This window comes from Acinetobacter sp. 231_lipA, from assembly GCF_058243005.1.
This window is the reverse complement of record NZ_JBZAYU010000001.1, coordinates 2,411,683-2,432,025: the sequence shown is the minus strand read 5'-3', so window position 1 is coordinate 2,432,025 and position 20,343 is coordinate 2,411,683. Positions and strand designations below refer to the sequence as shown.

The following is a 20,343-nucleotide window of genomic DNA, read 5'->3' as shown; positions in this document are numbered from 1 at the left end:
CGAGCTGCCTTTTTTATTGGCGTTGTGAAAAACTCAAGCCTCTAAGGAACAAGCATTAAAAAAGAGGACACGCTATGTCCTCTTTTTTAAATCTAAACACTGAAATTTAGCTTTGGCGAGCCAATAAAAACTGTGAAATCTGATTAAGTTCTGCTGCCGCATCCGTTGGGAAATAAGCCAGAGCAGCAAAGGCTTGATCATGCAAAGCCTTGGCATACTCTTGTGCAGCGCCTAGCCCCATCAAGGCTGGATAAGTCGATTTTTCGACTTGCTCATCCTTCCCTGCGGTTTTACCCAGTACATCTGTATTTGAAATGATATCTAAAATATCGTCTTGCACCTGAAAAGCCAAACCAATTGCCTGCGCATATTCGCGTAACGTAGGAATCGCTTGATCGCAACCGTCAAATACAGTCACCGCGGCCATCATCACCGCAGCAGAGATTAATGCACCCGTTTTATTCCGATGGATATTTTCAAGTGCAGCCTGATCGACACGTTTACCTTCGGCTTGCAGGTCAAGGACTTGGCCACACACCATTTTAGAGCTCGCTGTCGCTAAAATTTGCATCTGCTTCAGTACAATACCCTGATCAACCACTGGGCCAGCATCAAACAGTCGACTACCTAAAATTTCAAATGCCATAGACTGCAAGATATCACCCGCAAGCAAAGCTGTATCTTCACCATAAGCCACGTGACAGGTCGGCTGACCACGGCGCAAAAGATCATTGTCCATACACGGCAAATCATCATGTGCCAAGGAATAACAATGAATCAGTTCCACAGCCACAGCGGCACGGCGCACGGCAGCGGCATTATTGTTTGGATTTAAATGTGCCGTGGCATAACACAGCGCAGGACGCACACGTTTGCCACCTAACATGACAGCATGATGCACGGCACTCTTTAACGGTTCCGGAATTGAAAAAGCATCAAGTGCCGTCAATAAATCATCGTGAATACGTTGTTGAGCCTGTTGGAGTGCATTTGCTGATACGTCGGTTAGTGCTGACACATTCGCCTCGAATAACAATAGGATAAATTAATCTGGTGCTCAGTTTGCCTGAGCCGATCATTTGAAATGATCTGTTGGCATGATACTGCTTTCTGCCCGCTTTCTCTATGCCGAAAGCACAAACAAGGCACAGTATTCTATTAATTTTTGCGGACGAGGTGATAAGAATGACTTTTCTACTATTTCAAGCAGCCATTACACAAGCAATCAAGCTCTAAAATTCACTGCTCATGCTCTTAGTTATTTTTAGCCTTCTTATCACAGACCTAGAGTTGACATAAAAAAGCCTCTACAGAAAGAGGCTTTTTACATAGCGTTAATCTAAGCTTTCCGCTGGAATACGCACCCAACCTTCCATCAACACGCGAGCACTACGACTCATGACAGCTTTTTTCACTACCCACTGACCCTTTTCTTGTATCGCTTGCGCTCCGACACGTAAAGTCCCTGAAGGATGACCAAAACGAACCGCTTCACGTGCTCCACCACCCGCGGCCAAATTGACCAAGGTTCCAGGTATCGCTGCTGCGGTACCAATGGCAACAGCCGCTGTCCCCATCATCGCATGGTGTAATTTACCCATAGAAAGTGCACGAACCAATAAATCGGTGTCTTGCTCTGTAATGGTTTTACCACTCGAAGAGACATATTGTTTTGGCTTAGAAACAAAAGCAATTTTAGGCGTGTGTTGACGACTGGCAGCTTCAGAAATATCTTGAATCAGCCCCATCTGTTTTGCACCATGGGCACGAATGGTTTCAAAGCGCGCTAAAGCTTTGGCATCGCCATTAATTGCGTCTTGTAATTCACTCCCCGTGTAGCCAATGTCTTCTGCATTTAAGAAAATGGTCGGAATACCTGCATTGATAAACGTTGCTTGAAAGCGACCAATCTCTGGAACCTCTAAAGTGTCAACCAAATTCCCTGTTGGGAACATTGCACCACCATCTTCACCATCATCGGCTGGATCTAAAAATTCAATTTGCACTTCTGCAGCTGGGAACGTCACGCCATCAAGTTCAAAATCACCTGTTTCTTGAACTTGGCCCTGCGTAATAGGTACGTGTGCAATAATGATTTTTTGAATATTCACCTGCCAAATGCGGACTGTGCAGATGCCATTTTCTGGAATACGTGCAGCATCGACCAAACCATTTGAAATCGCAAATGAGCCTACAGCAGCCGTTAAGTTGCCACAGTTTCCGCTCCAGTCGACAAACGGCTGATCAATCGACACTTGCCCAAATAAATAGTCGACATCATGTTCGGGCTGTTGGCTCTTCGCTAAAATCACCGTTTTACTGGTACTCGATGTTGCACCACCCATACCATCAATCTGCTTTGCATAAGGATCGGGGCTACCAATTACACGGAGCAATAACTGATCTCGAACGCGTCCAGCCTGTTGCGCAGCTTCTGGGAGATCATCTAATTTAAAGAATACGCCCTTACTGGTCCCTCCACGCATATACGTTGCTGGAATTTTGATTTGCGGTGCAAAACTCATTTTTATTGAATCCTTCATATTTATCATTGTGTTAAGTCAAGCATGCTGATTTAACTTTGGTTCATCATACCTTTTTTCAATATCCATGCGTAACGTACAGGACTTTAGTCTAAGTAAGTATAAAAAAAAACCATTTGTGAACGTCCGGTTTCCAAATAAAATTCCCGATTTTATAATTTAAATAAAATTAATATATTGATTCGTATGTTTTTTATTTACAACTTATCATATATTATTTTTCATATGAATAATAACTTTTTTTCATGAATTTTGAGCTACTATGCGATTTCTTCGCGATCTATTACAATCGGAAACACTTATCCATTGTCGGGCTGAAATAACTTGAATAAAGAGTCGTCTCAACTTCAGCGTGGCTTAAAGAACCGTCATATTCAATTGATTGCCATGGGCGGCGCAATTGGTACTGGCTTATTTTTAGGTTCCGCACATGTGATTGAATCTGCTGGCCCATCCATTATTTTGGGCTATGCAATTGGCGGTTTAATTGCATTTCTAATCATGCGTCAACTCGGGGAAATGATCGTTGAGGAACCTGTAGCTGGTTCTTTTAGTCATTTTGCAAACAAATACTGGGGCAAATTTGCAGGCTTTTTAGCTGGTTGGAACTACTGGATTCTATATGTTCTGGTGGCCATGACCGAGCTTACCGCTGTTGCGAAGTATATCAACTACTGGTGGCCCCATATTCCTGCATGGGCATCTGTTCTCACCTTCTTTGTGATCATTACCTTAGTCAATTTAGGTAATGTGAAATTTTATGGTGAATCAGAGTTCTGGCTAGCTATTATCAAAGTCACGGCTGTCGTCGCCATGATTGTATTTGGTCTTTATCTTTTGGCTACGGCAGGCGCAGATTCCACGGCTTCATTCAGCAACCTTTGGTCACATGGCGGTTTCTTCCCACATGGCGTTGAAGGTCTCTTCTATATGCTTGCCTTCCTCATGTTTGCCTTTGGCGGTATTGAATTGATTGGTATGGCTGCAGCAGAAGCTGATAATCCACAAAAATCAATTCCTAAAGCAATCAACCAAGTGGTATTTCGTATCCTCATTTTCTATGTGGGTTCATTGACCATTTTGTTATCGCTTGTACCTTGGAATGAATTGCAACTTGGCGGCTTAGATAAGAGCCCATTTGTAATGATCTTCAGTCAATTAGGTATTGGTTGGGCTGCGCATTTACTGAATTTTATTATCTTGACTGCAGCACTTTCTGTATATAACAGCGGTATGTATGCTAACAGCCGCATGCTGTTTGGTTTAGCACAGCAAGGCAATGCACCTAAAATATTCAGTAAAACCAATAAGCAAGGTGTGCCAATTCCGGCAGTCTTGTTCTCTGCATTGCTCATTTTCGGTTGTGTACTGTTGAATTATTTTGCGCCAGAAGATGCTCTCAGCAACTTAATTTATATTGTTGTTGGCGCTTTGGTATTGAACTGGGCCATGATCAGCTTAACTCATCTTCAATTTATGAAGGCCATGAAAAGCGAAGCGAAAAAACCATTATTTCCTGCACTTTGGTCGCCTTTCAGTAACTACCTTGTTCTTGCATTTATTGCTGTAGTGCTTTACATCATGTGGACTCAAGGTTTAAGCGGCGCTGTGATAATGATTCCAATCTGGATCGTATTAATGTTCGTTCTATACAAAATTTTGTATAGAAAAGCATAAAATATTCATTTTTAAATAGTTATTGTTTCGGCAATAACTATTTTTTTTGATTAAAATCAGCTACATTAACCGCACTTTTGCGCTCTTAGCTTAACTGGATAGAGCAGTTGCCTCCTAAGCGACCGACGTGGGTTCGAGTCCCGCAGAGCGCACCATTTTATATTTGTTTTCAATCTCTCTAAGCCTAATCATAAACACTAAAAATTCAATTCATCGCGCCCAGATACTAATAATCTCCTTCAATCTTGGGCGCTGATTCAACAGCCGCTCAAGTTAATGCAAAAAATTCAGCGTGATCAAACTTGCTCGCGGCGACACCTACATCTGGGTTTTCAAATCAGGTTTTAGTAAGTCAAACTATTCTTGATCTTTTGCAATTAATTTTCGTGCTCAAATCAGTTGCTTGGCTGTTTCATTTTCAAATAGCTGTTCTCAACAGATGCACGGAATGAGCCAAATTTCATACCCAATTTTTCCCTTCTATTTTAGTCCTATAGCACAGATTTCATCCTGAAATCTTGGTATAACAAAGCTCCCCTATTTTAAAACATATTTTTATGAATAATATTAATTTAATTTATAGGTCAATCGTTTACCAATTTTATTTATTGCGTAATTAAATTACGTATTGAATAATAATTTAGATCAAGTATGATGAATTAAAACTCCTACACTTGTTCACTCAACATTAAGAATGCTGCTGAACAGGTGCCCCATGTCAGACAAACGGATTTGTCTCTCTCGCTCTAGAATTGTAGCGACCAGTCCGTTAGCTCTGAAAGGAATCGTTAAAAAGATAAGCAATAGGATTGCTTAAAAAAGAAATGAGGACGTTGTATGAATGAATTAGCCAACCCATTAGAACTGTGTGGATTCGAATTTATTGAATTTGTTTCTAAAGATGGTCAGCTAGATGCAGTGTTTGAAACCATTGGGTTCAGCAAAGTGGCAAAGCATAAGTCTAAAAATGCGTATTTATGGCGTCAGGGTAAAATTAATATCATTCTAAATTATCAGCCTGAATCGTATGCAGCTTATTTCTATAAAGAACATGGCCCTTCTGCCTGTGCAATGGGTTTCCGCACCAAGAATGCGGCAAAGGCATTTAAAAAGGCGATAGAAATTGGTGCTGAACCCATTTACAACCAAGTTGGTCCGATGGAGCTAAATATCCCAGCAATTAAAGGGATTGGAGGATCTCCTATTTTCCTCGTCGATTGTGACATTTACCAAAATGACTTCATATTCTTTGATGATGTAGCATCCCATCCTGTCGGCACAGGTTTATATGAAATCGACCATTTGACCCATAATGTGTATAAAGGCCGTATGCAGTATTGGGCTGATTTCTATGAAAAGATTTTTAACTTCCAAGAAATTCGCTACTTCGATATTAAAGGTGAATATACTGGCCTGACGTCCAAGGCACTCACGGCGCCAGATGGCAAAATCCGTATTCCGCTCAATGAAGATTCGGATAAAGGAAATGGTCAGATTGCCGAATTCCTCAATGAGTTTAACGGTGAAGGCATTCAGCATATTGCCTTCATTTGTGATGACCTGATTAGCACTTGGGACAAGTTAAAAGCTTTAGGTGCCAAATTCATGACACCTCCGCCAAATACCTATTATGAAATGCTAGATGAACGTTTGCCTAACCACGGCGAACCTGCTGATGAGCTACAAAAACGGGGCATCTTGCTGGATGGCAATACTAAAGACGGTAATAAGGGCCTCCTCTTGCAAATTTTCTCTCAAAATATGCTAGGCCCTGTCTTCTTTGAATTTATTCAGCGTAAAGATGACGACGGTTTTGGTGAAGGCAATTTTAAAGCGCTATTTGAGTCGATTGAACGCGATCAAATTAAACGTGGCGTTTTAGATGTATCTAAAGCTTAAACGATTTCTAGAATTTCCCTGTACATATAGTTTTATGTACAGGGAAATTTAACTTTTGCGCAAGAACTATACTCGTAAAATTAAAGTCTGCTCCGATGACAATATAAAAATAAGTACACACATCATCATGGTTCAGGGCTTTATCTCACATGGATGAAGAATAAAAATGCAGCATATTGAACAAGGAAACCTGAAAAAAGGTTTAAGTAATCGTCATATTCAGCTCATCGCCCTCGGTGGTTCTATCGGCACGGGGCTTTTCCTCGGTATTTCACAAACCATCAAACTCGCAGGACCTTCTGTTATTTTAGGCTATGCCATCGCAGGCCTTATTGCCTTTCTCATGATGCGCCAGCTCGGTGAAATGATTGTGCATGAACCCGTGAGTGGTTCTTTTAGTCATTTTGCTTATAAATACTGGGGCAAATTTGCAGGCTTTATGTCTGGCTGGAATTATTGGGTACTCAATATTTTAGTATGTATGGCTGAACTCAGTGCTGTCGGCCTCTATATCCATTACTGGTGGCCTGATATTCCAACGTGGGTTTCTGCTTTGGGTTTCTTTATTTTCATTAATGTCATTAATTTACTGCACGTGAAATTATTTGGTGAAATGGAGTTTTGGCTAGCCATCATTAAGGTCGTGGCAATTATTGCCATGATTGCTTTTGGTAGTTACTTGTTGGCTAGCGGTAGTGGTCATAGCCAGTCTAGCTTACAAAATTTATGGCAGCTCGGTGGCTTCTTCCCCAATGGCATTACAGGCTTAGTGATGGCTATGGCCATGATTATGTTTGCTTTCGGTGGAATTGAACTGGTGGGCATTGCAGCAGCAGAGACAGATAACCCTCAGAAAACTCTCCCAAAAGCCGTCAATCAAATTGTTTACCGCGTCTTGTTATTTTATATCTTAAGCCTAGTCGTAATTTTGTCACTTTATCCATGGAATATGATGGCTGAAGGCGGTAGTCCTTTTGTATTGATTTTCGATTCGTTGGGCAGCCAAACCGTGGCCGCTGTTTTGAATTTTGTGGTTTTGACTGCGGCTGTTTCGGTCTATAACAGCACCAATTACTGTACCAGCCGAATGCTGCTTGGTCTGGCACAACAAGGCAATGCCCCAAAATTTTTAAGCAAAATTAATCCGCGTGGTATTCCTGTAAATGCCATTATGGTTTCAGCTTTCTTTACTTTAATATGTGTTCTGATTAACTATTTATTTCCTGAAAAAGCATTTAACTTACTCATGATGCTGGTTGTAGCGGCTATTGTGATTAACTGGGTCGTGATTTCTTATACACATTTAAAGTTTAAAAAAGCCATGAATCGCATGCAGGTAAAAACTCACTTTCCAAGTGTGGCCTATCCATTTACCAATTATTTATGTATTGCCTTCATGGCGAGTATTCTGCTCATTATGAGTCGTAGCCCAGATATGCAAATTGCAGTTCTCATGATTCCAGTCTGGATCGCGATTTTACTGACGGCTTATCTCTTTAAACGGAAGCAAGAAGATCATGTTGCGTTGCTTGAAAAAAGTAAAATCACTTCCTTACCAGAAGCGTAATATCGTATTTATCATATTAGGATGTATTCATGTTTCAACATATTGATGCCTATGCAGGTGACCCAATTCTTTCTCTGATGGAGGAATTCAGCAAAGATACGCGCCATAATAAGGTCAATCTCAGTATCGGACTTTATTATAATGAAGATAATATCGTGCCACAGCTGCAGTCGGTTCAAAAAGCCTATACTCATTTAATTCCTGACTATGACAAAGTCCGAGTGTATTTGCCGATGGATGGGCTCAAGAGCTTTAATCACGCTGCACAAGAACTCATTTTCGGTCAGGCAAGCCCTGCTCGTCAGCAAGGACGTGTCGTCACCATTCAGACTTTGGGTGGTTCTGGTGCACTCAAAGTAGGTGCAGACTTCTTAAACAAATATTTCCCGAAGTCTGAAATCTGGGTCAGTCAACCGACTTGGGAAAATCATATTGCGATCTTTAATGGTGCTGGTGTTCAAACCCATTTCTACCCTTATTATGATGCAAATACCAATGCCGTAAATCTAACTGCGATGCTAGATACCTTAAAGCAGCTGCCTGCTCAAAGTATCGTACTACTGCATCCTTGCTGTCATAACCCGACAGGTGCAGATTTAGAACCTCATGAATGGGATCAAGTGATTGAGGTTCTAAAAGCAAATGACTTGATTCCTTTCTTGGACATGGCCTATCAAGGTTTTGGTCAAGGATTAGAACAAGATGCTTATGCAATCCACGCGCTAGATCGGTCTGGTATGAACTTTATTGTTAGCCATTCTTTTTCCAAGATCTTTTCCTTATATGGCGAACGCGTTGGTAGCTTGAGCTTTGTCTGCGATGACACAAACATTGCCCAAAATGTATTGGGTCAACTTAAAGCGACAGTCCGTCGCATTTATTCTAGCCCAGCAGCCAACGGTGCGTTATTGGTGAGTCAGGTATTAAATGACGCAGCGTTGTCTCAGCTATGGCAGTCTGAATTAGAAGAAATGCGTCAGCGCATTCTACTGATGCGTCGCTTACTCGAAGACAAACTCAGTCAAGCGCTACCAGATATGGATTTTAGCTATCTGACCCAGCAACAAGGCATGTTTAGTTATACGGGCTTAAGTGCAGAACAGGTCGATTTGCTGAAACAAGATTATGGTATTTATTTAGTCCGCAGCGGCCGTATGTGTACTGCTGGCCTAAATTTAAACAATATTGATTATGTGGCTGAGTCGATGGCAACTGTGCTTAAAGCTGCAAGTTCCACTGAGTCTGTGTTTGCTTAAGATATATCATGCTCACTTAGGCTTCTCACTCTAGGGTTAGAAGCCTTTTTTATCGTTATTTTTCAGAACTTGAATCAAGGCAACCTAAGTCTACGGGTTTCAGCATCACTATCTAGTTCCTAATTTCCTCTTTTCCTTTAGATAGCGTGGCAAAAAAGCAAATATTTCGACTGTCTGCCTCCACAACCCCATAAAAAATCCACCAGAGGGTGGATTTAAAACTTAATTCATCTTTTCAATGTAAGCGATGCTTTTATATGGCAGCAGCTGGATGAAATAAAGCATCGATCTGTCGCTGTACGCCAAGAACATAATCAATTGCCTGCCGCATTTGTCCTTCGGGTAACTGATCTTCTGTGCCAATACAAGTAATGACATGATCCAGTTGCTGCGTGAAATTAAAGACTGGAATACTAATCGCATTGATCCCAGCCATCATATCTCCTGTGACCGAAGCATAACCTTGACTCAGAATTTTCGCTTTCAGTTCTAAAAAATCTTCCCAATTTGCAGGATACTGCTCTGGTTTAGCGCTACTTTCCCATTCTTTTTCCAATAATGGTCTGATGATGTGCTCGGGCTGATAGCAGGCATGCAAGCGCCCTGTCGCAGATTTCAGCAGCGGCATGCGTGAACCAACTCGAGTAATAATATTAAAGACATGGTTAGATTCTAGAGACTGAACTACGACCGCGCCATCGGCGAACCATTTACTCACATGAATACTGCAATTCAGATGTTGCTGAATGTCCTGAATATAACGCTGGCTTAATTCCAACATATCTGTTCGTTTGAGTGCATTCACCCCAAAAGCATGTGCACGCTCACCTAAACTATAACGCCCATCCGTTAATTGCTGAGCATAGCCTTTACGAATCAAGCTCACTACATAACGGTGTACTTTAGCTGGATGCATGGATAAAACTTCGGACAGCTCTTTTAACATCATTGGTGCATTATGTACGGTCAATGCATCCAATACGGTTAATCCAACTTCCAGAGACTGAACCCCTCCCTGTATTTTTTCTTCCTCAACACTCATCGCTTTACCCTACATAGCTGCATTAGTTGTCATAACTCCATTGGTGAATTGTACTACTTAAATCAAAAATGTGAGCCATCTAAACCTGACTCTCTCATTCAGAGTAGTATAGCTCAACAATTTACACTATTCATAAATAAATTATTTATTGCGTAATTTTAAAATATAAGTATGATTCTATCTAGAACTTAAATTTTCCACGGAAAGGATCAATATCCATGAGCAAACGCCTGAAGTCATTTGTTGAAATCGCTGCACATTCAGATTTCCCACTAGAAAACCTGCCTTATGGCATTTTTAGTGAAAAACACAATTCGCAGCCTCGTGCTGGCGTAGCACTGGGAGAATGGGTAATTGATCTGGCGGTACTGGAAGCGCATGGTTATTGCAAACTAACAGATGGCAAACTGCTCTTTAATCAGCCGACACTGAATTTGTTTATTGAATCAGGTCAAGCCAATTGGTCTAAGGTCCGCGCTGAATTACAAGTTTTGTTGTCCGCAGATAATCCTGAACTTCGTGATAATCAGACCCTGCGTGATCAGGTTTTCTTCAAACAATCAGACGTTAAAATGCATATGCCTGTAAACATCTCAGGCTATACCGATTTCTATTCGTCTAAAGAACATGCCACCAATGTCGGTTGCATGTTCCGTGACCCGAAAAATGCGCTGCTGCCCAACTGGTCAGAACTCCCTGTTGGTTATAACGGTCGTGCCAGCTCGGTCATTGTGAGTGGTACAGACATTGTCCGTCCATCAGGACAAATCAAGCTGCCAGATTCAGAACGCCCTGTATTTTCTGCTTGTCGTAAACTCGACTTTGAACTGGAAACTGGTTTTATCGTAGGCAAGTCAAGTCAACTGGGTCAACCTGTTCCAATTGAAAACGCTTGGGATCATATTTTCGGTATGGTGCTGTTTAATGACTGGTCTGCTCGTGACTTGCAGCAATGGGAATATGTACCACTTGGTCCGTTTAATGCCAAAACTTTTGCGTCGTCTATTTCACCTTGGATTGTGACGCTGGAAGCACTTGAGCCATTTAAAACCAGTTCGCCTGAACAAGAGCCGAAACCTTTGGCTTATCTGCGTGAAGACAACAGCAGCAATAGTTATGACATTCATCTTTCGGTTGAAATTCAGCCTGAGAATAACGACCAGAGCAATGTGATCTGCAAAACCAACTTTAAATATATGTACTGGTCCATGGCTCAGCAGCTGACACATCATACGATTGCGGGCTGTAACTTACAGGTCGGTGATTTGATGGGTTCAGGGACCATTTCAGGGCCAACCCCAGATTCTTATGGTTCATTGCTCGAAATCACATGGAATGCCACCAAACCTTTAACGCTATCAAATGGCGAACAGCGTAACTTCATTCAAGACGGCGATACCATCATTATGAAAGGCTATTGCGAAAAAGATGATTTGCGTATTGGCTTTGGTGAAGTCAGCGGCAAAATTCTGCCAGCAGTGGATTTTGGTTTTACCCAATAATTGCAGACTAGGATGTTGCCCATGAAACTGTATACCTATTTTCGTAGTTCTGCGGCTTACCGAGTTCGTATTGGCCTGAATTTAAAAGGTCTGACTGCTGAACATGTACCTGTGCACTTAGTCAATAATGGCGGTGAACAGCATAGTGAAAGCTACCGTCAAATCAATCCTAGTGAGCTGGTGCCCACATGGGCAGAGCAAGATTTTGTCTTGACCCAATCGCTAAGTATTCTTGAATATTTAGAAGAAAAATTCCCAGACACAGCCCTGCTCCCTCAAGACTTGCAGCAGCGTGCTTTGATCCGTGCATTTAGTTTAAGTATTGCCTGCGATATCCATCCACTCAACAACCTACGGGTACTTCAGTACCTGACGAGTACATTGGAAATAAGTGATGAGCAGAAAACAGCTTGGTATAAACACTGGGTTTTAACGGGCTTTAAAGCCCTTGAAGCACAACTGGAACAGTCAAATGGCAAATTCTGTTTTGGCAATCAGCCGACCCTAGCGGATTGCTGCCTGATTCCACAAGTCTATAACGCTCAACGTTTTAATCTTGATTTATCCGACTATCCAAAAATTTGTTCGATCTACACCCATTGCAACACTTTAGAAGCCTTTCGACACGCTGCACCTGAAATGCAGCCTGAAGCCGCTTAAGTTTTTTATAAGGATATAAAAATGACCATTCAAATTGAAAAAATCCACCACGTGGCCTACCGTTGTAAAGATGCCAAAGAAACGGTGGAATGGTACAAAAAAAATCTAAACATGGATTTCATTCTCGCCTTTGCTGAAGACCATGTCCCTTCAACCAAAGCCTTTGATCCCTATATGCACCTCTTCCTAGATGCAGGAAACGGCAATGTTCTGGCTTTCTTTGAACTGCCAACCCAACCTGAAATGGGCCGCGATGAAAACACCCCAAAATGGGTGCAGCACATTGCACTCAAAGTCAAAGACCGTCAGGCACTGATTGATGCTAAAGAACACCTAGAAGCCAATGGCATAAAGGTCTTGGGCATTACCAATCATGGTATTTTCCACTCAATTTATTTCTTTGATCCAAATGGCCATCGTTTGGAACTGGCCTATGACGATGAAAAAGCACCACAAAAAATTGCCATGATTACTGAACAAATGAAATATGACATGCTGGAAGAATGGAGCAAAACCAAACGCGCACCGCAGCATACGCATTTCCTACATGCAGATGAATTAAGCCATAACTCTCATACCGCCAAAGTAGACGCTTAAGTCTGGCGAACGTTGTGCTGATGGTGAATGCCTTAGAGGTAACTTCAACGATGATAAAAAAACGCAAAGCAGCTTCGGCTGCTTTTCTGATTTAAATAGATAGGATTTCTTATTTTAATTAGCTACTTAGAGTACCTTAAATCTCCTATCAATCATCAATAATTGCTTTCCATTTGCTTCACGGCGAATCCTATTTCCGTCCTCATCCATATCAAATCGAATTGTTCATGCATGAAACCTGTCTATGCATCCCTTTAAACTTATGCGTTTTAGCTAGTCAAGTAGGCAGCAATTTCATCAGCCACAGCTCTTGCTGTTCTGGACACTCCAATTAAAGTCGCCGATGCCATGCCTGTCCACTCACCATAGCCAACCAACCATAAATTATTTAGTTTCATTGAACGCCCATTATGAACAGCAACCGTTTGATCAGGCTGGACCACACCAAGACCTCTTAAATGATTAAGTGCAGGGTTAAATCCTGTACACCAAATGACAACATCTACCGCTTGAGTTGAACCATCAGCGCAAACAACTGAATGCTCAGCAAATGCTACAAAAGGCTCTCGACTGTGCAAAACTCCTCGTGTTCTTGCCTCTTTGACACTGTCAATCATGACAATATTTCCAAATCCACCTGCGAGCTGTTCCAAACTCCGACCTTCCTGTTGTGCTTTTAAACGCTCCGTTGCACGAAGAAACAAGACCCGCCCATCCACCTCATCCGATAGGAACTCTGGCTCTGTCGTCGTGACCCAAGTTGTTTCTGCCACTTTTGAAACTTCGGCAAGAATTTGCGCGCCTGAGTTTCCACCACCTACAACAATGACTTTCTTGTTTTTAAAAGGTGTTGCATTGACATAGTCCGCTGAATGAAGCTGTATTCCTTTAAACTTTTTACGTCCGATATCATTAGGAATATGAGGCTGGCTCCATGTACCTGTTGCACTGACCACAGCCTTTGCCCGCCAATATTGATCTCCAGCATATACATCTAAATAGCCATCTTCTTGTTCAATATGATCGACATGGACTGGCCGAATGGTCGGAAATTGATAGCGTTGCTCGTATGCCGACAAATATTCGATCACTTCATTTCGCGTTGGGTAGGTGTGTTCAGTTGTTGGCATCATCCAACCCGACAACGAACTCCATGTATGCGGTGAAAAAAGACGTAGCGACTGCCAAGCATGCAGCCATGCTCCACCCGCCTGCGTTTGATCATCTAAAATCACAAATGGAACTTTTTTACGTTTGAGAAAATAAGCTGTAGCAAGTGCCGACTGACCACCACCAATGATAATCACATCGACTTTTGCTTGTAGTTGTGCCAAAGCTTCTCTCCTCTTTGTTATAGTGAAGTCATATTCATAATTAAAAAAGCCCAGTTTATTCAATAAACTAAGCGACTTTTAAAAATTGATCAAATCTGTAATTGGGCTTTTCAATTGCGCAAGCTACTTCTCAACATCTTTGATCATCTAGAGTTTATAAACTCCGTTGATTAACACGCTTAGATAATTCTTCTGCCGACTCTTTTCGCTCTGAATAACGATCTGTGAGGTACTGACTTTGTCCACGAGTGAGCAAGGTGAACTTATATAGTTCTTCCATTACATCGACAATTCGATCATAGAAGGATGAAGGTTTCATCCGTCCATCTTCTTCAAACTCTAAAAAAGCTTTTGGAATAGATGATTGATTTGGAATGGTGATCATGCGCATCCAACGGCCTAAAATACGCATCTGGTTTAAGCTGTTAAAGGACTGCGAACCGCCACTAACCTGCATCAATGCCAAAGTTTTTCCTTGCGTTGCTCGAATTGCACCGCCTGCCAATGGTATCCAGTCAATTTGTGATTTGAAAATTGAACTCATGGAGCCATGACGTTCAGGTGAGCACCACACCATTCCTTCAGCCCAAGCGAGTAAATCATGCAACTCTTTCACCTTTGGATGTTCTGTGTCTGCATCTTCGGGTAAGGGTAGGCCTTTTGGATGAAAGATTTTTACTTCAGCGCCAAACTGCTCCAAAATACGTCCTGCTTCCATCACCGCCAATCGGCTGTATGAGCGCTCACGGTTTGAACCATACAGCAGCAAAATACGCGGTGGATGATCCAGCTCTTTAGCTTGTACTTTTTCTAAAGTAGGTTGATCGAGAAGATTCATATCTACATTTGGGAGAGTCATAGAAATTACACCTCTGCTTTAAAAAACTTTTTTCTGAGCCACAAAGACACACTGACTAAAGCAATCAACACTGGTACTTCAACCAGTGGACCAATTACAGTAGTAAACGCCACAGGTGAAGCTAAACCAAAAGTTGCAATCGCTACAGCCAACGCCAATTCAAAGTTATTCCCCGCAGCAGTAAAGGAAATTGCTGTAGTTTTAGGGTAATCATTGCCCATCCATTTGCTCATAAAGAAGCTGATGAAGAACATCACAATAAAGTAAATGGTCAATGGAATGGCAATACGTAAAACATCCAGTGGTAAACTCACCACATCATTTCCTTTGAGGCTAAACATCGCCACAATCGTGAACAAGAAAGCAAGCAAACTCAGTGGGCTAATTTTTGGTAAGAAGACATTTTGATACCAATCCAAACCTTTCGCTCGAACCAGAATAAATCGTGTCATAAAGCCAAGAAAAAATGGAATTCCTAAGTACACCAATACCGCATGAGTAATGGTCCAAAAATCGACATTGATCACTTGCCCTGCAACACCAAAATAAGGTGGTAAGAAGGTCAAGAACAACCAAGCATAGGTACTGAAAAATAAAATTTGGAAGATACTGTTAAAAGCCACCAATGCAGCAACATATTGGTTATCCCCACAGGCTAAACCATTCCAAACCAAGACCATGGCGATACAGCGCGCTAACCCAATCAAGATTAAGCCTGTCATGTATTCAGGATAGCTGTGTAGAAAAATGATGGCTAAGGCAAACATCAAAACAGGTGCAATAAGCCAGTTTTGTACTAAGGATAGTGTCAGCGTTTTCTTATCTTTAAACACCTGTGGCAAAGCAGCATAGTCCACTTTTGCCAAAGGTGGATACATCATCAGAATCAAACCAATCGCAATTGGAATATTGACGGAATCCACACTCATTTTATCCAATGCCACTGAGGCTTGTGGAAAGAACACACCGATCGCTATTCCGAACGCCATAGCAATAAAAATCCATAGCGTGAGGTTACGATCTAAAAAGGATAATCTTTGTTGAGCCATGATGTTCTCATTCAATATGCGAAATTTGATTGATTGCAGCAATCAAATCTGGGCGAGACATATGAGTAGTATCTAGTGCCAATAAAGCGTCTAAGCGGCGGTTGATATGATCAACAGTAACTTGGAATGCTTTGAGCTTCTCTTCTTTCGGCAAGACTAAGTGCGAAGGATCCGCCAAGCCCCAATGTGCCTTGATCGCTCCACCTAAATAAAGTGGACATGCTTCTTGCGCCGCCGAATCACAAACCGTAATCACCACATCAGGTTGGTATTGTTCGCAGTCATCAATGGTTTTGCTCCACAAACCATCTGTTGAAAGACCTAGATTTTCTAAAGTTTCTATGGTCAATGGATGCACCTGTCCCGATGGCTGACTGCCTGCACTATAGGCTTTCCAACCCTCTGGGGCACGACTATTAAACAGCACTTCGGACAAAATGCTACGGCAACTATTTCCTGTGCATAAAAAAAGGAATTTCATCTTGTTCTACTCGCAATAACTATTGATTTGCGAAAAAGGGCGTTCAATTTGGGGCTGTAAATTGGCATTTTTAAGGGTATTTAAGACGTCTATACACCAAGTGGGTAAACTTGGATTGAGACTGTAATAGACCCATTGCCCTTGGCGTCGATCTTGTAAAAGACCTGAAGAGCGCAGTAAGGCTAAGTGCCGCGAAATCTTAGGTTGGCTGAGTTGCAATTTTTCAGTCAAATCACAGACACACTGCTCATGATTAACCACAACCAACATCACAATGTTGAATCGCGTTTCATCAGCTAAACATTTAAAAAAATTGATTTGATCCATACTTTCACTCACTCATACCTCTGGATATAACAATACTCACAGATACCCAGCACATGTTTATTTTAATCTCTGCCCGTTTTCATCCAGCACTTGTTCACCGTCTTCTTTGCTAAAAGCACCCTTTTGTGGGAGTGGCAGAATTTCTAAAACCAATTCTGACGGACGACTTAAACAAGTTCCTAATTCAGTCACTACAAATGGACGGTTAATCAAAATTGGATACTGAAGCATAAAATCTAAAAGCTGTTCATCCGTCCAATCATCACGTTCTAGTTCTAGCTCAGAATACGGCACAACATTTTTACGAATTGCCTCTCGCACGGTTAAACCCGCATTTACGATCATTTGAATCAGTTCATTTTTCGATGGTGGTGTAACTAGATACTCAATCACTTCAGGTTCAATATTGGCATTACGAATTAACGCCAATGTATTGCGTGATGTACCACATTCAGGGTTGTGATAAATCTTAACTTTTGGAGTAGCAGACATTTGCTCAAACTCAATTGAATCTTTACATATATTTATATATGAATAATCATATATATGCAACTCCATATTTAAAGAATGAAAAATGATCTATATTGAATATATAGTGATCGAATGAGCATGTTAAAATTAGATAAAATATAAGATTTAGAGGTCAAACTATGGAAACAGTCATGATTACTTTGATCTTAGTTATTATTTTGATTTTACTAGGGCTTGTTGAGAATTAACAAAGGCTACTGATTAATTTATAATAGTACTATGGATAGATACATACTTACTGATGCCCAATGGGCAAAAATGGAACCTTTTTGCCTAGGTAAAGTGACCGATCGAGGTCGTAGTGGAAAAGATAATCGATTATTTTTAGAAGCAGTCCTATGGATTGCCCGTACAGGCAGTCCATGGCGTGATCTACCTCCTCATTTTGGTAAATGGAATACCGTCTTTAAAAGATACCGTGATTGGGTGAAAGCTGGTGTATTTGAAACTATTTTTGCATCTGTAAATGAAGATGTTGATTTGGAATACGCCATGATTGATGGAACGATTGTTAAAGTTCATCGACATGGGCAAGGTGCAAAAGGGGGACTTTCAAACAGTCTATAGGTAAATCTCGAGGTGGAATGACCTGTAAAATTCTTGCCTTAGTGGATAGTCTAGGCAACCTTATTAAGTTTCGATTAATGCCTGGTCAATATCACGATTTAGTAGAAACCAAACCTTTAATTGAAGATGTTGATTTTCAAGCATTACTAGCGGATAAAGCATTTGATGCAGATTGGCTCATCCAAGAACTCAATGAACGTAAAGTGAAAGTGGTGATCCCACCTAAATCTAATCGAAAAGTAATGAGAGGATTTGATACGATTATGTATAAATGGCGTCATCTCATTGAAAACTATTTCTGTAAGTTAAAAGAATTTAAACGTATAGCGATGCGTAGTTGTAAAACAGATACGAGTTTTGAAGCCATGATTCAACTGTGCGCGAGTTTAATTAACTCTCGGTAATTCTCAACAGACCCTAGTCATATTTTATAACAAGAAAAAATAAACTATGGCTTTTGGGTCTATGAATAGACTCAGTAATGCCCCCCCAATTAATCGGTAAAAAGGTAAGATAGCTTTTTGCTCTCTTCTTAGCTTAGGAATTTCTGAATTATAGCCCATAAAATCAGCAACGACCTCTAACGCTTTAATACAGCGTTAGAGGGATAATGATCTCAAGATTGTATTGCTTCGGCTGTCTATTTTGCCGTATTAGGCACCATCACCAGCCCAACCCATATCCACTTTTTTAAGCATTACTTAATGCACTGGCTAAATCACCAGTACCCTTCAAGTCAGACACCTGTCCGTCCAAAGGCTGACTAAATTCAATACGCTGAATCTTTGCTGCCCGCTCTGCGGAGAACACTGGGATTTGACTCATCGCAAATTCAGACAGTGCGGTAATGGTCAGTGAGGGATTCACACCTAAATTTCCAGGTACAATCGAACCATCTAATACGCGTAAATTTTGATAACCAAAGACTTGACCCGTGAAGTCCACAACGCCATTCGACTTGTCATTGCCCATCGCGACACCACTCATAATATGTGCTGTCGTTGGCGTTCCCAGTAGAATTTCAGTAAGTGCAGAACCTGGCTCTCCACCCAACTTTTGTGCAATCATTTTAGTGGCTTCTTCAGCCGCTGGGAATGAAACGGTGAGTGGCGTGTCCCCTTCTTTTTGCACGGCAGTGATACTATTTTTGAACAGTCGATACCACTTTCTACGCCATTCAAAATGAATAAACGCTTCAGACTTTTGCATTACCAATAAAATAATAGAGTCTTTGGCTTTACCCTTATAACGCAGTACTTTAAAGGTTTTTAAGGGATGTATTAAAGTGTTTAGCACAAACTTCATAAAGCGCATAAAGCCCTGACCGGTCACCATCGGCACGTATGGAATATAAATCCATGAAGCATCCGCACCTTCAGGGAAACGTGTGACCTCGATATTGGTATCTGCATCGACTGAAATAAAGGAGCTGATTGCCACACCATCATCCAGTTTTTTACCAGTATTGTTCACTGTGGTCAGGGTTTCCGAGTTCGTCCGAACTTCCTGTCCCAGCAATGAAGAAATATTGGGTAAAGTCTTATGCTGATCCCGCATTTTTAACAACATCGGTACCGTACCCATCACCCCTGCAGATAACACAACCCCACGACTTTGCAAACTATACTGACGAACTTGTTTCCCAAGGGTTTCTTTGACTATTACTTCGTAACCTGCTCTACCATCTTCATTTAGTGGTGTAATTTTCACTACTTCTGAACTTGGACGAATTTCAACGCCATTACGCTCAGAAAAATACAAGTAATTTTTCATTAAGGTATTTTTTGCATTGTTGCGACACCCCAACATACAAGCACCACAATAAATACAGGAGTTACGATCTGGCCCATCTCCATTGAAATACGGGTCTTTCGCTAATTGACCTTCCTGACCAGCTGCTTGCGAAAAGAATACCCCTGTGTTGACCGTTTTAAAAGAGTCTGCATATCCAATTTCACTCGCAACTTCTTTTAACGTGTCATCTGCAATATTGGTATAAGTATTATTCGCTGTACCCAACATACGTTGAGCGAGACCATAAAACGGCTTTAAGGTTTCTTTCCAGTCTTTACGAATCTTGGTCCACGCCTCGGACTCAAAAACAGCATCAGGTGGAATTAAATGTACATTGGCATAAATTTGTGAGCCCCCACCAACGCCTACCCCGTGCAAAATGGTGGTTTTACTGGTGAAAGTAAATTGCATCGTACCTCTGAATCCCAGTTCAGGCCGCCACAAATAGTTTTTGGTGTCTAAATTGGTGGTTGGAAAATCCTTATCTTCACGGCGTAAGCCTTTCTCCAAAATCAGGACTTTATAGCCTTTTTCACTAAGGCGTAAAGCACTGACCGATCCACCAAAGCCTGAGCCAATCACGATTTGATCAAAATCAAAATCTTTATTCTTCATCCTATTAACTCCTTTAATAGTTTTATTTTTCTGTTTTTAAACA

Annotated in this window: 18 protein-coding genes and 1 tRNA gene; 9 read left to right on the top strand and 10 right to left on the bottom strand. The window is 41.3% G+C overall.

The window, feature by feature from the left end; all coding sequences use genetic code 11:
• Positions 1-106: 106 nt before the first annotated feature.
• A complete protein-coding gene (locus tag AC4CUX_RS11935) occupies positions 107-1,018 on the bottom strand; it encodes a polyprenyl synthetase family protein (protein WP_201950587.1) in 912 nt (303 codons plus the stop codon).
• 316 nt (positions 1,019-1,334) lie between these two features.
• Positions 1,335-2,525: a 2-methylaconitate cis-trans isomerase PrpF gene (gene prpF / locus AC4CUX_RS11930; protein WP_279732648.1), complete on the bottom strand. Its 1,191-nt coding sequence runs from the start codon at positions 2,523-2,525 to the stop codon at positions 1,335-1,337.
• A 342-nt stretch (positions 2,526-2,867) separates the two neighbouring features.
• Between prpF and AC4CUX_RS11925 the strand changes: the two genes are divergently transcribed.
• The 5 genes from AC4CUX_RS11925 to AC4CUX_RS11905 all read left to right on the top strand — a co-directional run bounded on the left by AC4CUX_RS11925 (position 2,868) and on the right by AC4CUX_RS11905 (position 8,942).
• Positions 2,868-4,220, top strand: a complete 1,353-nt coding sequence (locus tag AC4CUX_RS11925) for an amino acid permease (protein ID WP_029574969.1) — start codon at positions 2,868-2,870, stop codon at positions 4,218-4,220.
• A gap of 79 nt (positions 4,221-4,299) precedes the next feature.
• Positions 4,300-4,375 (top strand) — tRNA-Arg (locus tag AC4CUX_RS11920).
• 682 nt (positions 4,376-5,057) lie between these two features.
• A complete protein-coding gene (gene hppD / locus AC4CUX_RS11915) occupies positions 5,058-6,119 on the top strand; it encodes a 4-hydroxyphenylpyruvate dioxygenase (RefSeq protein ID WP_279666904.1) in 1,062 nt (353 codons plus the stop codon).
• 166 nt (positions 6,120-6,285) lie between these two features.
• Entirely contained in the window at positions 6,286-7,686 is a 1,401-nt protein-coding gene (locus AC4CUX_RS11910) for an amino acid permease (RefSeq protein WP_004981288.1), read from the top strand.
• A gap of 29 nt (positions 7,687-7,715) precedes the next feature.
• Complete coding sequence (locus tag AC4CUX_RS11905; RefSeq protein ID WP_151836915.1) at positions 7,716-8,942, top strand: amino acid aminotransferase; 1,227 nt, start codon at positions 7,716-7,718, stop codon at positions 8,940-8,942.
• A gap of 253 nt (positions 8,943-9,195) precedes the next feature.
• Here AC4CUX_RS11905 and AC4CUX_RS11900 read toward each other — a convergent pair whose 3' ends face one another.
• Positions 9,196-9,984: an IclR family transcriptional regulator gene (locus tag AC4CUX_RS11900; protein WP_125274534.1), complete on the bottom strand. Its 789-nt coding sequence runs from the start codon at positions 9,982-9,984 to the stop codon at positions 9,196-9,198.
• Positions 9,985-10,202: 218 nt separating this feature from the next.
• On the opposite strand from AC4CUX_RS11900, the gene fahA reads away from it, so the two are divergent.
• From fahA to AC4CUX_RS11885, 3 genes are read left to right on the top strand one after another with little or no spacing between them, the layout of a single operon-like run.
• Entirely contained in the window at positions 10,203-11,486 is a 1,284-nt protein-coding gene (gene fahA, locus AC4CUX_RS11895) for a fumarylacetoacetase (RefSeq protein WP_178928414.1), read from the top strand.
• A 21-nt stretch (positions 11,487-11,507) separates the two neighbouring features.
• Positions 11,508-12,146: a maleylacetoacetate isomerase gene (maiA, locus tag AC4CUX_RS11890; RefSeq protein WP_178928415.1), complete on the top strand. Its 639-nt coding sequence runs from the start codon at positions 11,508-11,510 to the stop codon at positions 12,144-12,146.
• Between the two features lie 21 nt (positions 12,147-12,167).
• Positions 12,168-12,743, top strand: coding sequence for a VOC family protein (locus tag AC4CUX_RS11885; protein ID WP_125274531.1), 576 nt, complete (start codon positions 12,168-12,170; stop codon positions 12,741-12,743).
• Positions 12,744-13,012: 269 nt separating this feature from the next.
• Here AC4CUX_RS11885 and AC4CUX_RS11880 read toward each other — a convergent pair whose 3' ends face one another.
• The 6 genes from AC4CUX_RS11880 to arsC form a co-directional block, all read right to left on the bottom strand.
• Positions 13,013-14,077, bottom strand: coding sequence for an ArsO family NAD(P)H-dependent flavin-containing monooxygenase (locus AC4CUX_RS11880; protein ID WP_151726210.1), 1,065 nt, complete (start codon positions 14,075-14,077; stop codon positions 13,013-13,015).
• Positions 14,078-14,231: 154 nt separating this feature from the next.
• Positions 14,232-14,936, bottom strand: a complete 705-nt coding sequence (gene arsH, locus AC4CUX_RS11875; protein ID WP_000174605.1) for an arsenical resistance protein ArsH — start codon at positions 14,934-14,936, stop codon at positions 14,232-14,234.
• Between the two features lie 5 nt (positions 14,937-14,941).
• Positions 14,942-15,985, bottom strand: coding sequence for an ACR3 family arsenite efflux transporter (arsB, locus tag AC4CUX_RS11870; RefSeq protein WP_178928418.1), 1,044 nt, complete (start codon positions 15,983-15,985; stop codon positions 14,942-14,944).
• A gap of 7 nt (positions 15,986-15,992) precedes the next feature.
• Positions 15,993-16,466 (bottom strand): arsenate reductase ArsC, encoded by a 474-nt coding sequence (locus AC4CUX_RS11865; RefSeq protein WP_490792418.1) that lies wholly within the window; start codon positions 16,464-16,466, stop codon positions 15,993-15,995.
• Between the two features lie 6 nt (positions 16,467-16,472).
• Positions 16,473-16,793, bottom strand: a complete 321-nt coding sequence (locus tag AC4CUX_RS11860; protein WP_201706172.1) for a metalloregulator ArsR/SmtB family transcription factor — start codon at positions 16,791-16,793, stop codon at positions 16,473-16,475.
• A 57-nt stretch (positions 16,794-16,850) separates the two neighbouring features.
• Positions 16,851-17,285 (bottom strand): arsenate reductase (glutaredoxin), encoded by a 435-nt coding sequence (arsC, locus tag AC4CUX_RS11855; RefSeq protein ID WP_201706171.1) that lies wholly within the window; start codon positions 17,283-17,285, stop codon positions 16,851-16,853.
• Positions 17,286-17,543: 258 nt separating this feature from the next.
• Here arsC and AC4CUX_RS11850 point away from each other — a divergent pair.
• Positions 17,544-18,295, top strand: a protein-coding gene (locus AC4CUX_RS11850) for an IS5 family transposase (RefSeq protein ID WP_151837326.1) whose coding sequence is annotated in 2 segments (ribosomal slippage) — positions 17,544-17,880 and positions 17,880-18,295 — 753 coding nt in all. Because the reading frame shifts where the segments join, the coding sequence is not laid out codon by codon here.
• A gap of 286 nt (positions 18,296-18,581) precedes the next feature.
• On the opposite strand, the gene AC4CUX_RS11845 is transcribed toward AC4CUX_RS11850, so the two are convergent.
• The gene (locus AC4CUX_RS11845; RefSeq protein WP_490792417.1) at positions 18,582-20,300 is read right to left on the bottom strand and encodes a GMC oxidoreductase; all 1,719 of its coding nucleotides are present in this window, start codon (positions 20,298-20,300) and stop codon (positions 18,582-18,584) included.
• Positions 20,301-20,343: the final 43 nt, after the last annotated feature.